Below are 14,993 nucleotides of genomic sequence, written 5' to 3' on the forward strand. Positions count from 1 at the left end.
ATAAGGAGATGTAAGTTTCATAATGAACTTAAAGCATCTTCTTTATAAGATAGATAGGTATTAACTGTGCCTTAAAGCCAAAAAACTACTGCAACATCTTATTGCTGCAATTTAATATTCTATTCCTGTATGATTAAAGTTTTATTTCATCTACGTATTTACCTACGTAATGATTTTGCACCTATTGTGTATGAAACAAATAGGTTTATAAATTGTTTTATAAAATTTATTTTTATTTTTTTTCTGTTCTCTGCATACGCTGTTGATGCATTTTCGCAGTTTACCATTACAGAGAATTTTAGGGGATCTGGTTCTCCGCAAATCATTATAGGTGGTCCTGGCGGAGCAGATGGTACGGCAATTTTAACTTCAGGGGTAGCTGATCCGCTTGGTGCCGGATGGTTGCGTTTAACCAATTCAACTGTTAATCAGCGTGGCTATGCCTATGTAGACAAATCTTTTCCCTCAACATTAGGTGTATTGATCGACTTTGAATACAAGATGTGGCGCAATGCGGCAAACAGTGAAAATAATTATAATGGAGGTGATGGTATTGCTGTATTCTTATTTGATGCTAGTCAGCCTTTCAGGTTAGGTGGCTTTGGAGGGTCTTTAGGTTATGCTCCCAATATTCAATCAACCCCCCCGGTTCTTGATGGCTTAGCCGGCGGCTATATTAGTGTAGGTTTGGATGCGTTTGGTAATTATGGAAATGCCATCGAGGGTAGAAATGGTGGTTTTGGTACGAGCGAAACAGCTAATACCGTTGTTGTAAGGGGTATTACCACGTCAAACAGAACTGAGCAGACTGTTGACGGCATATTACCAACCAATAGATTTTTAACCGGGGTACGTTTAGGAAATAGAAATGGTAATATTGGTGATATCAGACTAAGAAATGAAATTGATTATAATATAGGTACAGGACCAGGAAATTCATTTTCAGATACCAGGCCCACCGACGAACAATTTTTTAGGAGAGTACAAATTGAAATCAAGCCGGAATCAGGGCAATACCGGGTAATTGTGAGAATGGAAAAATCTGCTGAAGGTCCATTTGCAGAATTGATCAATTATTTATCTCCTGACGTGCCGCCGGCAACGCTGAAAATGGGTTTTGCAGCATCAAGCGGTGGCGCTTTCAACTATCATGAGATCCGCAATTTACTGGTGACTACACCTGGTAACATCAGGGTTGTGAAACGTGCAAACCGTGACATTCTTCAGGCGGGCACAAATAACGAGGTAACCTACACGCTAGATGTCATCAATGATACAAATGCCGCATTGACTAATGTGCAATTCAATGATCAGCTGACTGATGCCAAGGGTAATGCGCTTTCCAACGGGGCATTCACCATTAACAGCATTATTCCTACCGGATTTACAAGTGCTAATTTTACACCTGCCAGCCCAAATACAACTGGCCGGATTGCCGGTAGTTTTGATATTGCCGCAAACGCGTCTGCTAAAATTGTCGTCTCGGGATCGCTGAATACAATACCAACCGGTAATGTGCTTAACAACACCGTTAATATTACTACTACGGATATTCAGGATCAGGATATAAATAATAATACATCAGTGGCCAGTATTCCTGTTCAGGCAACAGGAACAGATGCTTTCATCGATAAAACAGCTGATCGTTATTGTCTGAATACTTCTGGTAATACGACGACGACTTTTACCATGCGGGCTGGTAACGTTGGCAACAGGCCGATGGAAAATCTTTCCAATACTGCAATTGGTAACCATTTGGTCATTACGAAAACTATACCTTCAGGATATACCTTTACTGCAGGTTCAAGTACCGGCTGGGATATTTCACAATCAGGATCTACAGTAACCTATATCAGTAATCAGCCGATAGACGTTCAAGGGGGCAGGTATTATAATTTCCCTATCACTTACAGTCTCACAGGCTCAGGAAATTATAATGATGAAGCCAAAATTGCCTATAGTAACTATAACACGGCAAGTGCTTCAAGTGATATCGAACCGCCTGAAAATACCTCAAATAATACGAGTATCACAAGGCTTTCTACACCGGTAAATCCTGTTATAATTAAAAGTTCAGTAACGTATTGCCAGGGTACAACTGCGCCGTCATTAGTTTCTTCTGTTTCTACCCCGCCTTCGGGTGATACTTTATTGTGGTATACAAGTATAAACGGAACTTCGAGTGTCAATGCTCCAATTCCCGGAACGTCAGCAGTAGGCAATACAACCTATTATGTGAGCCAAACCAATGGAAGCTGTGAAAGCGATAAAATTCCGATCGTAGTTACGATAACTCCTGCATTAACAGCTGGAACGATTTCAGGAGATCAGACATTTTGTACAACAGGTGATCCTGTGGCTTTCACACAGTCTGCTCCATCAGGAGGATCAGGTAGCTATAGTTACCAATGGCAGTCCTCTACCACAAGTTCAACAGCGAACTTTACAGATATATCAGGCGCTAATTCGGCTGTTTATGATGCACCAGTTATAGATCAAACTACATATTTCAGAAGGATGGACAGTGCTACAGGGGGGGGGTGCGATCCTGTACCAACAAATGTCTTAACCGTTACCATACAATCTACATTAAGCAATAATATCATCACAGCACCTGCCATCGCGGCTTTCTGTGAAAGTGGCGATCCGGGAAATATTACAGGTACTGTGCCTGTTGATGGTTCAGGCAGCTACAATTATCAATGGCAGTCTAGTTTGGATAATTTAAATTTCACCGACATCAGCGGAGCGACTCAGCTATCTTACGACCCTGGCGTGCTCACTTCAACTACCTATTTCAGGAGGCAGGTCACTTCTGGAAGTTGCACCATCCCAACAGTAAGCGGAGTTGTTCAGATCACAGTTAATCCTTTACCAACTATTTACAATGTAACAGGCGGAGGTATTTATTGTGCAGGCACGGCAGGTGTAGAGGTCGGTTTATCCAACTCGCAAACGGATGTAAGTTATCAACTGCAAATGGCCGGCATCAATACGGGAAATCCAGTTTTAGGAAATGGTTCTGCTATTTCGTTCGGTAATCAAACCGGGGCCGGTACTTATACCATAACAGCCACCAGTTCTACTACGCCAGTTTGTATACAGGCCATGAATGGCAGTGCGACAATTAATATTACCAATAAGCCATCGGCCAATACCTATGCGGTAACTACCAATGAAGATGTCATGTTAACTGGGAATGCAACCACAACAGACCCGGATGGCGATCATTTAACTTATACGAAAGCTTCAGATCCGGCACACGGAACCGTAACGGTTTCTGAGACAGGTACATATAGTTATGCGCCCGGATTGAATTATAATGGCCCTGATTCCTTTACCGTTTTGGTGAACGATAATGTATGCGGAACTTCATTGGTAACTGTTAATGTCACAGTTGTTCCTGTAAACGATGCACCTGCATTTATCAAAGGCAGCAATCAGCTAGTTAATGCAAATTCAGGTTTGCAAACTGTAACCGGATGGGCGTCAGGAATCAGTACCGGTCCGGTGAACGAATCGGCTCAAGTTGTTGATTTTATTACCAGTAATGATAACAATGCTTTATTTAGTGTTCAACCAGCTGTATCTTCTAACGGAAATCTAACCTTTACACCTTCGGGTAACTTTGCCGGCAGAGCGACTGTATCAGTAGCCATTCATGATAATGGCGGTACTGAAAACGGTGGCGTTGATCAGAGTCGGGTACAAACCTTTGTCATTGAAGTTAAACCTGTTGGTACTGCTGATGAGATCACCACCCTGACAAATACACCAGTTATTACTACCGTAAAAGGGAATGACGGTGCAACAGCGACCAATAGTACAGTTTCCGCTACCAATGGTACCCACGGTTCAACAACTGTTGATGTTTTAGGAAAAGTAACCTATACCCCGAACAGTGGCTATACCGGAACAGATACTTATACTTATACGCTCACTACAGCTGATGGTGTGATGAGTGACCCTATTTTAGTTAAGGTGGTTATTTATCCCACAGTGGTATTATCAGGCCCTGCCTCGGTAAATGAGAACGCAGGAACTGTTAATTATACGGTAACCCTTTCAGGAACAGCGGGTACCGTTCTGGCATCGCCGGTTTCGGTTGTTACCGCAATTATTAATGGTACAACAAATTCCAATGATTATAATTTCAGCCCGCAAACACTTACATTTCCTGCAGGTACGGTATTAGGGCAGCCAGGCAGTACCATTACTTTTCCGGTGATCATTAATGATGATGGTATCAATGAAGATGATGAAAATTATACCATCACCATTCAGAACCTAAATGGTCCGGCATCTCTTGGAAATGCGGCCATACAGACTACTATTCTTGATAACCGCCCACTTATAGCCACTATAAAGGCAGGAAATGATGGTAATGAAAATGGTACTATCAATGGAACGTTTATCATTACATTGAGCAAGCCATCTGCTACCAATACTGTAATCAGTTATACTTTGAGCGGCACTGCGAGAGAAGGAGAAGACTATACTCCAGTGGTAAAAACAGTGACAATCCCTGCAGGTGTAACTTCAGCAGTGATTCAAATTCCGGTGCTTAGCGATGGTCTAATCGAAGGAAACGAAACTGTAATGGCTACGTTGACTACCTCAACCAATCCATCGCTGGTGATCCTTCGCGTACCTGCAACCATCATGATCATCGACGGAACAACTGGAACGGTTACCGTAGCCGGAACGAAAGATTGTGCTGAACCATCAACTCCAGGGCAATTTACCTTTACACTTAGTCAGGTTTCTACAACTGATACCAAAATAGATTTTGTTGTATCAGGAACAGCAACTGCAGGATCAGATTATACTTCGCTAGGTTCTTCAATTGTCATCCCGGCAGGTGCAACATCAGTGACCTTAAACGTGCCTGTGCTGGACGATAACCTCAATGAAGGAAATGAGACCGTCGTTTTAACGATGGTTGGCGTTACTGATAATCCGCGCATTACCGCAATAACAACACCTGCGGTAGTCAATATCAGAGACAACCGGGCTCCTGTTGCGAGTGCTCCTGGAATTACCACGACTCAAAATACACCGTTTAATGGAGTTATTACGGCATCTGATCCAGATGGCGACGTAATGACATTCAACACTTCAGTAACACCAGCTCACGGAACGGTGACCCTTAACGGAAACTCCTATGTGTATACACCGGCAACAGGATATACCGGCACAGATTCATTCACCGTTACAGTAAGTGATGGTAAAGGTGGAGTCGCTACCGTAACCATTCCGGTAACAGTAACCCCAATAAATATACCTGCCATTAGTTCTATTGCATTAATTAAAACAGCTGCATTGAACGGTAATCAAATCACTTATACATTTCTGATCAAAAACACAGGAACAGTAACTTTAAACAGTGTAACCTTAACAGATTCCAGGCTTGGGATTAATAATAAGGCAATTGCTGTTGCAGGAGGTTTGCTTCCTGGTGCAACGGTAACTGATGCAGCTGTTTATACCATTACACAAACAGATAAAGATCTGGGTGCAGTAACCAATACCGCAACCGCAAATGCAAAAACAGCTGATAATATTAATGTGAGTGATATTTCAGGTACACAGGAAAACAATGATGCCCCTACGGTTACCAGTTTTCCTAAATCTCCAAAAGCAGTTGATGATGCCGCGGTGGTGACGGCAAATGCACCGGTAACCATCAATATTATGTTAAATGACGATGCCGGAAGTTCGACTTTTGTAAAATCAAGCATAGAAATTGTAAGTCAGCCTAGAAATGGCCGTATAGTGATAAATGCAGATGGTACAGTAACCTTTACGCCAAATACAGGCTTTACCGGTAGCGATACCTTTACCTATAGGCTAAAAGATGCCAATGGATACTATACCAATATCGCATCAGTAGTAATTACGGCCAGTTTTACAGAAATTAAAATTCCAAACCTGTTCACGCCAAATGGTGATGGTGTTAATGATGCATTTGAAATTATTGGCTTAAATCAATATCAGTCAAATGAACTGCAAATCATTAACCGTTGGGGAAATGAAGTCTTCCATACGAAAGGATATCAAAACAACTGGACTGGTGAGGGCTTAAATGAAGGTACTTACTATTACTTGTTGCGTGTTAAAAAAACCGGAAGTAATGAAGTGGAAGTATTTAAGGGGTACACTACATTAATCAGGGCATTTAAAAATTAGAAAATGACTTTTAAGAAGTTATCCCGTTAAAAGGTGGACTTCTGTTAAGGATATTAAAATGATGAAAAAAATATTATTGTTAATCGGTTGTTGCGTTTTATTTCTCTCGCAGCATTCGGTGGCGCAGCAGGATGCGCAGTTTAGCCAGTACATGTTTAACGGGATTTATATCAATCCGGCTTATGCTGGTTATAAAGAAGTACTGAATGTACATAGCTTTTACAGAAGTCAGTGGACAGGTATTTCCGGGGCACCGCGCACCATGTCATTAGCCGTAGATGCCACGGCAAACCGCCAGAATGTGGGCCTTGCGCTCCAGGTTTCAAGCGACAAATTAGGCGCACAAACGAATCTGAGTATTTATGGGAATTATGCTTACCGGATACGGATGAATGATGACGGGAGTTCAAGACTTGCTTTAGGATTAGGTGTAGGTATGATACAATTGGGTATTGACGGATCGATGCTCAACCCAAATCATACAGAGGTTTTTCAACCCGTTGGAGTGCAGCGTACAATCGTCCCTGATGCACGCGCAGGTGTTTATTTTGCTAATGATCGCTATTATGCTGGTTTATCGGTTGATAACCTGATTGCTACTTACATCAATGTTGATCGCTATGCTTTTATTTCCCAACCAAAACCCCATTACTATTTAACCGCGGGCGCATTATTTCCACTGTCTGAAGATTTTCAGATCAAGCCATCGTTTTTGCTTAAAGACGACCGGGGAGGGCCCACCAGTTTAGATCTAAATGCATTTTTAATGATTAAGGAGGTTTTGTGGGTAGGTGGTTCTTACCGTACCGGATTAAAAATTTACGACAAAAGTTACCTTCAAAAAGATCTTAGTCAGCGAAATTCAGCAGTTGCATCCATTCAGATTTTTCCTTCAGAAAAGCTGCGGATTGGCTATGGCTATGATTTTTCCATTGGTGCATTACAAGGCTACAGCGGAGGCACGCATGAAATATCAATTGCTTATTCCTTTATTAAGCCAAACATCAGGTTGGCTACACCGAGGGTATTTTAATTAAATCGACTATTAAAGGAATTTTTAGCTATTATAATGAATAAAAAACTACAAAAAATATATTTTACCGTTTGTTGCGTGTTGGCTTTATCAGGGTCAGTAAATGCCCAGTATATATTAAAATCTGCAGATCACCAGTTTGAGTTGTTTAATTATGCGAAGGCTATTGATTTATATGAACAAGCTTTTAGAAAAAAGGAAAATTTACATACGGCAGAGCGTTTGGCCATGGCATATGCCTTTATCAATAATTATAAACAGGCCGAAAGCTGGTATGCCATAGCTGCAAAAATGCCGGGGAGCAAGCCTGAAAATCTACTGGGTTATGCCAAGGCACTTCAAAGCAATTCAAAATATAACGCAGCTAAAGTTCAGTACAAATCATATATTAAGCTCGGTCAGAACATTTCCAAAGAAGATGCAAACGTTTGGCTGGCTTCCTGCGATTCAGCTTCAAAATGGATGAAGAATCCCCGGCAAGTTGAAATAATTAATCAGAAAGAACTGAACAGTCCGCAGTCTGACTGGGGATCTGTTGGATACAATGGTGCCATTGTGCTTACGTCAGACCGAACTACAGTTACTCCCGGTTTGGTATCAGAATCGCCCTTTTTAAGATTTGATGGAGCAAAAATGCCTGATCAAAAGATCTACGGCTGGACAGGTAATGGTTACCTGAAATTGTATATCAAAACTTCTTCTACAGACAGTTTAAAAATGTTTCCTCTGCAAACCGGTGCCCGTTATCATGTGGGCTCAGCCACTTTTACTGCTGATGGAAATACGATGTACTTCACGATGACAAAGATTCCCGAATCCTTAAAGAAGATAAAAAATAAACCCAGTACGGTAAATGTGTCTATTTATAGTAGCGTGAAGGATGCCAGTGGGAATTGGGGAGCACCGGTGGCTTTTGTGCATAATGCGATCAACGAATATTCTGTTGGTGATCCTTTTATTTCTGGTGATGGCAGGAGTCTGTATTTCTCTTCAAACAAACCCGGTGGGAAAGGTGGGACAGACATTTATGTTTGTTTGAAAAATGATACAGGTAAGTGGGGCAGTCCGGTCAACCTGGAGCAAATCAATACAGCAGGCAATGAACGTAGCCCCTTTGCTGTAGCCGGGAATAATTTGTATTTCGCAAGCGATGGCCATGTTGGAATGGGCAGTCTTGATGTTTTTCACGCATTAAAGAATACTGCAGGCGCCTGGCAGGTTGAAAATCTGGGTTATCCTTTCAACTCGCCTCAGGATGATTTTGCCTTTAGTTTAAATCAGAAAAGCGGCGTGGCACATCTGTCGTCAAACCGTTTGAATGGGATGGGTAGCGACGATATTTATCTGCTTGATCTGAAGTCTGTCCGTGCTGTTGAACTGACTGGAAAAATTTATGATCGTAAAAGCAAACAACCTGTTGCCGGTGCATTGGTTACCTTGACCAGAATTAACGGAGGAAGTTCAAAAGTAGAAACAGATAATCAGGGGGAATATAAATTTAGTTTATCAGCCGGATCAGCTTACACAGTGTCGGCAGAGGCTAGTCATTTTCGTACTGATGCCGTAAACCTTGACATAGTCTCTGTCGATAAGGTATCGGCGATCGTTCAGGATCTGCACCTGGAGCCGATAGAATTAGAAAAGGAAATCAGGTTAGAAAACATTTACTATGACTTTGAAAAATGGAATGTCCGTCCTGATGCGGCAATTGAACTGGATGCACTTGTCAAAATTATGAAAGATAATCCAACCATCTGGATCGAGATCGAATCGCATACTGATAGCCGCGGTCATGATGCCTTTAACTTGAGGTTATCGCAAAAGCGTGCTGAATCTGTGGTGGAGTATATCATTTCAAGGGGCATAGATAAAAACCGGATTGAAGCAAAAGGCTACGGAGAAACAAGGTTAATCAATTCATGTGCTAATGGGATGGCTTGCAGCGAGGAAGAGCATCAATTGAACAGGCGTACAGAATTCAAAATTGTTAAACAATAAGAGGTACACTCAGGTTACCATAATAGTAAATTAATTTTTTTAAATGCGCTGGCAGAAATGTCAGCGCATTTTTTTTGTGTTTTAAATTAAAATTTAAAATGCGCTAACGCTGCTTATCTATCAGGTAACCTGTTGGATGTGTGATTTCACTGCGGCTAATATTCTCAAATAATTTAAACTAAAAATGTTAGTATTTTGTTGGTAATTAAACTTGGAAAGAAAGTATTTAAGCTAAATATATTAGTATTTTTGTTTAGAGGTAAATACGAAAATAATTTAAACGGCTAGGAGAATGACGGACAAGAACAAGCAAATTATTCACATGGACCAGGATGCTTTTTTTGTGTCAGTAGAGTTGAAGAAGAATCCTAAACTCATTGGTAAACCTGTTATCGTAGGCGGAAATTCTGATCGGGGGGTGGTTACTTCCTGCAGTTATGAAGCCCGGAAATTTGGTGTGCATGCAGCTATGCCTGGCCGGATGGCGAAGCAACTTTGTCCACAGGCTGTTTTTTTAAGAGGAAATATGGACGATTATTCAAAAGCCTCACATGAGATTACGGAAATCATTTCCGAACGTGTTCCATTGTTTGAAAAAGCGAGTATTGATGAGCATTATATCGATATGACGGGGATGGATAAGTTTTTTGGCTGTATGAAATTTGCTTCCGAACTCCGGCAAACCATTATCAGGGAAACCGGTTTACCCATTTCTTTTGGTTTATCGGTGAATAAAACGGTTTCTAAGATTGTGACCAATGAGTGTAAACCGGATGGCGAAATGGAAATCCCCTTTCCCGGGGTTCGCCCATTCCTAAACCCGCTGGCCATTTATAAAATACCTGGAATAGGTGATGCCACGCATAAAAAACTAAGTGAAATGGGGGTGCGTAAAGTGCAGACTTTAGCTGAAATTCCTCAGGAACTGATGTTTAAAATTTTAGGTCAGCATGGCCTGGGCATCTGGCAAAAAGCCAATGGAATTGACTTTTCTCCTGTTGTTCCTTATCGCGAAAGGAAATCCATCGGTACCCAAACCACTTTCGAGAACGATAGCATGGATATCTCAAAAATGAAGGCCATACTGAGTGGGATGGTTAGCAATTTAACTTATGAACTCCGCAGTCAGCAAAAATTAACTGCCTGCATTACCGTTACCATCCGTTACGCCAATTTTGAAACTGTAACCCAGCAGGCCAGGATTCCATACACCGCACTTGATTCTTTTTTAATTAGCAAGGCGCATGACTTGTTTAAGAAACTGTATTCCAAAAGGATGTTATTGCGCTTAATCGGGGTTAAACTTTCCCATCTGGTAAGTGGATTTGAACAAATTGGCCTGTACCATACCTCAGAAGAAGAGTACGACCTGTACCAGGCAATGGATAAGGTCAGAAATCATTATGGCATTGAATCAGTAGTTAAGGCCTGTATTGTCAAGCGACCCGAACGGGACGAATATGGAAAGGTGATTAAATATAATCCCCGAAAAAAGCACCTGGAAAAACAATCAGAGGAAGAAAGTGAACCCGTTGAAGCGCGTAAAAAATCAAGAATCAGAACTTTTATCAATTCCGATTTGGGTACAGCTACAAAGTTGGATGGATAGTAGTATTTGCGGAAATAGAGGTATAAATGGGAAATAGACGAATAGGATTAAGGAAATGTCATTAGGAAATAGCGCATTGAACAGCTATAAACAGAGGACAACAGGCTGAAAACATTAAACGGCAAACGAACAACGCTGAATGACAAACGAATAACGAAAACAACAAAAATGTTCTTAAACGTACATTCTGCATATAGTTTAAAATATGGAACAATGGATATCCCAACTATTGTTTCGAAGGCCCGTGCTTTGGGTATTCATCAGATGGTGTTGACAGATATCAATAATTCTACCGGGGCAATAGAATTTATCAGAACCTGTTATAAGCAGGGGATTGCCAGGGCACCTGATGAAACACAGTCAGGAAATATACCTTATCATTTAAAACCAGTTGCCGGGATTGAGTTCCGGAAAGATGATCAGCTGTTGTATTTTGGTATCGCAAAAAATAAAGAAGGGATGCGAGAGCTTAATGAATTTTTAAGCATCCATAATATTGAAGGAAGAACTTTACCAGATAATGCGCCTGTTTTTGAACATGTTTTTGTTATCTATCCATTTATCAAAAGCTTTAACCGGGTTTTAAAAACGAATGAGTTTGTTGGGATTAAAAGCAGCCAGCTAAATTACCTTTATAAACATAGTTTACTGCAGCAAAAGGAAAAACTGGTAATCTGGCATCCTGTTACGGTGGGAAGTAAGATAGAGCACCGCTTGCACCAGTATTTACGCGCAATTGAACTGAATACGCTGTTAAGTATGGTGTCCGAATCATCTAAATGTGGTGATGATGAAGTCCTGATTACAGAAAAGGCATTGAAAGCAAAGTTTGAAGCCTTTCCTTTTATGGCTGATAATACGCAACGGCTTATAGATGCCTGTGACCTGAGCGTTTATTTTGAACCACAGGTGAAATCTAAAAACAGGTTTTCATATACCAAAGAAGGTGAAATATTTGATCGCATCCTGCTCCGGCGAATTGCTTACAAGGGTTTGGCCTACCGCTATGGAAATGATCACCCGGTTGCCAGGGCAAGGATGGAAAAAGAGTTGAGTATCATAGAGTTTAAAAACTATTGTGCCTATTTTTTAATCACATTTGATATCGTTCGCTATGCGATGGGTCAACATAAGTTTTATCACGTAGGCCGGGGCTCGGGAGCCAACAGTATCGTAGCCTATTGCATGCGGATTACAGATGTCGACCCCATTGATCTTGATTTATATTTTGAGCGTTTTTTACATGAGAAACGCACCAGCCCACCTGATTTTGATATCGATTTTGCATGGGATGAGCGGGAGGTTATTCAAAAGTATATTTTTGAAAAATACCCTCGGTGGCATGTTGCTTTTTTAGGAACGATGAGCACCTTTAAAGACCGGGCAATCATCAGGCAGATTGGAAAGGTATTGGGCTTACCAAAAGAAGAGATTGATGGTTTTACTGATCCGGCGAAAGAACGTGAAAACCAGAAAAATACAACTTACCAAAAATTAATTGCCGTGCATCAGTATATGAGAAGTATGCCCAATCAGCGTTCCATTCATGCGGGCGGAATTTTAATTTCTGATGAGCCAATTACTTATTATACTGCGCTTGATATGCCTCCGAAAGGCTATGTAACCGTTCAATGGGATATGTATGAAGCAGAAGCAATTGGTTATGAGAAATTTGACGTATTAAGTCAACGGGGAATCGGACACATCCGCGAAGCTGTTCAGCTGATCGAGAAAAACCAAGGTAAAGCGATTGATATCCATGATTTCAAAACGTTTAAACACGATCCTCAATTAAATGCGATTCTGCGTGAAGGGCAACCCGTGGGTTGTTTTTATATCGAATCGCCTGCTATGCGGCAATTGTTGAAAAAATTAAAGTGTGAAGATTATTTAACACTGGTGGCAGCCAGTTCGATTATTCGCCCCGGCGTGGCCAGTTCAGGCATGATGAAATCATTTATTGAGCGTTACCATGCACCTGATCAAGTGGTTTACCTTTGTAAGGAAATGGAAGAGCAGCTGAAGGAAACCTATGGCGTAATGGTTTACCAGGAAGATGTAATTAAAGTCTGTCATTATTTTGCAGGCCTGGATTTAGCCGATGCAGATGTATTGCGAAAGGCCATGAGCGGCAAATACCGGTCGAAACTTGCTTTTGAGGAGCTGGTTAATAAATTTTTTCAATCCGCCAGGCTTCAGGGGCATGCAGAAGAACTGATTGTAGAGGTTTGGCGGCAGATTTCTTCCTTCGCAGGTTATAGTTTTTCAAAAGCACACTCCGCATCTTTTGCCGTAGAAAGTTACCAGAGTTTATACCTTAAAACCTATTATCCAAAAGAATTTATGGTGGCCGTTTTAAATAACTATGGTGGCTTTTATAGTCGTTGGGTTTATGTTCATGAGCTAAAGAAAACAGGCGCAAAGGTTTATCTCCCCTGCGTAAATCATAGCGATGAAGTGGTGAATATTAATGGCAACGATGTTTACCTGGGGTTTATGGGGATAATGGGATTAGAAAATAAAATGATCGAACAAATACCAGCAGAACGCCGAAAAAATGGTCCTTATAAAGATTTGGAGCAATTTGTAAAACGTACTCAGATTACGCTGGAACAAGTCATTTTATTAATCCGGCTCGGAGCTTTAAGGTGTACCGGGAAAGATAAGAAAACCTTGCTTTGGGAGATTTATAATTATCTAGGGCATAGGCAAAAGCGAACGCATTCAGCCGAATTATTTAATCTGGAAAGTAAGGAATATGTACTGCCTGCATTAGAAAACTCTGCACTGGAAGATGCTTATGTAGAATGGGAACTGTTAGGCTACTCATTAAACTTTAATATGTTTGATTTCCTGAAAACCAGTTACCGCGGAGAGGTGATGGCAGCAGATTTGGGCAAACATGTAGGTGAAACAGTGCGCATGGTGGGGAATTATGTCTGCGAAAAAACTGTGCATACGGTTAAAAATACTAAAATGTGGTTTGGTACTTTTCTGGATGTGAAAGGTGATTTTTTTGATACTACCCATTTTCCAAATACAACACCCATATATCCCTTTACAGGAAAGGGTTGCTATTTGATTTTGGGTAGAATAGTGGAAGATTTCGGCTTCCCCAGTGTGGAAGTGTTGAAGTTTGCCAAACTGGATATTGTAATGAATCCGGTAGCTGTTCATTAATCGTAGCCGAATGGGATGGCTAATCGGCTCATGAATCAGCTGTTTTTTAAGCCAATTAGCAAAGTATAGGGTAATAGATGTAATAGAAACAGATTTAGTAGTTATTACTAATAATTTTTAGATTTGTATATTAAACTAAAAATCAAGTAAAAATGGGAACTACCTTGTACATCCGGATAAAATGCAAGAGAAAGTTTTAAAGGCATTTCTTAGGGCTTTAGAAGTTCAATAAAATCTTGAAGTTAATTAGCAATTCGCCATTTATTTACAAGTAAACAGGCTTTGATCCTCAAGTAAGGCAGGGATTAATTAAAAAGATTTCTTCACTGTTTTATGAGGTCAAACCCGATAGTACTGAGGTTCTTCTCTTTTTGGAGAATAGCCAGGAGCTCATGTTTTGTAATTAAAACCCTTAACATAAGCGCAAATGATTTTATACATTAAATGAATATATGATTCAGATCAATGCAGAAATAGAGCGTTTTGGACAAATGGGCGAAAAAACAGGTTGGAGTTATGTCTTCATTCCTGCTGTCTTAGCGAATGAAATCAAGCCTGATTGTAAGGTTTCTTTCAGGGTAAAAGGGAAAATCGATGATTTTGATATTTCCGGAATAGCTACCGTACCAATGGGTGAGGGCGATTTTATTATTGCCATTAACGCTACACTTCGTAAAAAAATAAGAAAGGAAGCTGGTGCTAAAGTAGAGTTATGGCTGGAAGAGGATAAAGATTTTAGAATTGAAATGCCTGCAGACCTGGAAATATGCCTGTCTGAAGATGAAAGGCTGCTTATTTGTTTCATGCAACAACCTAAATCCCATCAGAACTATTTTATTAGATGGATTAATGAGGCCAAAACCGAAACCACGCGTACAAAAAGATTGGTCATGACTATTAATGCGATGGAAAAGCGACAGGATTATGGTACAATGATCAGGGAAAGTAAAAAGAGTTTGGAGTTGTAGGTTAATAGTTATGAGT

At 40.7% G+C, this 14,993-nt stretch carries 6 protein-coding genes; all 6 read left to right on the top strand.

Annotation, left to right across the window (positions count from 1 at the left end):
* Positions 1 to 129 precede the first annotated feature (129 nt).
* The 6 genes from OQ267_RS09975 (at position 130) to OQ267_RS10000 (ending at position 14,977) form a co-directional block, all read left to right on the top strand.
* Positions 130 to 6,189: an Ig-like domain-containing protein gene (locus OQ267_RS09975; protein ID WP_265835749.1), complete on the top strand. Its 6,060-nt coding sequence runs from the start codon at positions 130 to 132 to the stop codon at positions 6,187 to 6,189.
* Positions 6,190 to 6,250: 61 nt separating this feature from the next.
* Positions 6,251 to 7,222, top strand: coding sequence for a type IX secretion system membrane protein PorP/SprF (locus tag OQ267_RS09980; RefSeq protein WP_265835750.1), 972 nt, complete (start codon positions 6,251 to 6,253; stop codon positions 7,220 to 7,222).
* A 36-nt stretch (positions 7,223 to 7,258) separates the two neighbouring features.
* On the top strand, positions 7,259 to 9,220 hold the full coding sequence (locus OQ267_RS09985) for an OmpA family protein (RefSeq protein ID WP_265835751.1): 1,962 nt from the start codon (positions 7,259 to 7,261) through the stop codon (positions 9,218 to 9,220).
* A 292-nt stretch (positions 9,221 to 9,512) separates the two neighbouring features.
* Positions 9,513 to 10,829 carry a DNA polymerase IV gene (gene dinB, locus OQ267_RS09990; RefSeq protein ID WP_265835752.1) on the top strand — a complete coding sequence of 439 codons (1,317 nt, stop codon included), beginning with the start codon at positions 9,513 to 9,515 and terminating at the stop codon, positions 10,827 to 10,829.
* 168 nt (positions 10,830 to 10,997) lie between these two features.
* Complete coding sequence (gene dnaE, locus OQ267_RS09995) at positions 10,998 to 14,009, top strand: DNA polymerase III subunit alpha (protein ID WP_265835753.1); 3,012 nt, start codon at positions 10,998 to 11,000, stop codon at positions 14,007 to 14,009.
* A gap of 452 nt (positions 14,010 to 14,461) precedes the next feature.
* Positions 14,462 to 14,977: a YdeI/OmpD-associated family protein gene (locus OQ267_RS10000; protein ID WP_265835754.1), complete on the top strand. Its 516-nt coding sequence runs from the start codon at positions 14,462 to 14,464 to the stop codon at positions 14,975 to 14,977.
* Positions 14,978 to 14,993: the final 16 nt, after the last annotated feature.

It is taken from the genome of Pedobacter sp. MR22-3 (assembly GCF_026240075.1).
In the GTDB taxonomy this organism is placed as follows: domain Bacteria; phylum Bacteroidota; class Bacteroidia; order Sphingobacteriales; family Sphingobacteriaceae; genus Pedobacter.

Bases quoted from the DNA above. Each gene is read 5' to 3' on its own strand.
- dnaE (WP_265835753.1), top strand. From the start codon at position 10,998: ATGTTCTTAAACGTACATTCTGCATATAGTTTAAAATATGGAACAATG.
- OQ267_RS09975 (WP_265835749.1), top strand. From the start codon at position 130: ATGATTAAAGTTTTATTTCATCTACGTATTTACCTACGTAATGATTTT.
- OQ267_RS09985 (WP_265835751.1), top strand. From the start codon at position 7,259: ATGAATAAAAAACTACAAAAAATATATTTTACCGTTTGTTGCGTGTTG.
- OQ267_RS10000 (WP_265835754.1), top strand. From the start codon at position 14,462: ATGATTCAGATCAATGCAGAAATAGAGCGTTTTGGACAAATGGGCGAA.
- OQ267_RS09980 (WP_265835750.1), top strand. From the start codon at position 6,251: ATGAAAAAAATATTATTGTTAATCGGTTGTTGCGTTTTATTTCTCTCG.
- dinB (WP_265835752.1), top strand. From the start codon at position 9,513: ATGACGGACAAGAACAAGCAAATTATTCACATGGACCAGGATGCTTTT.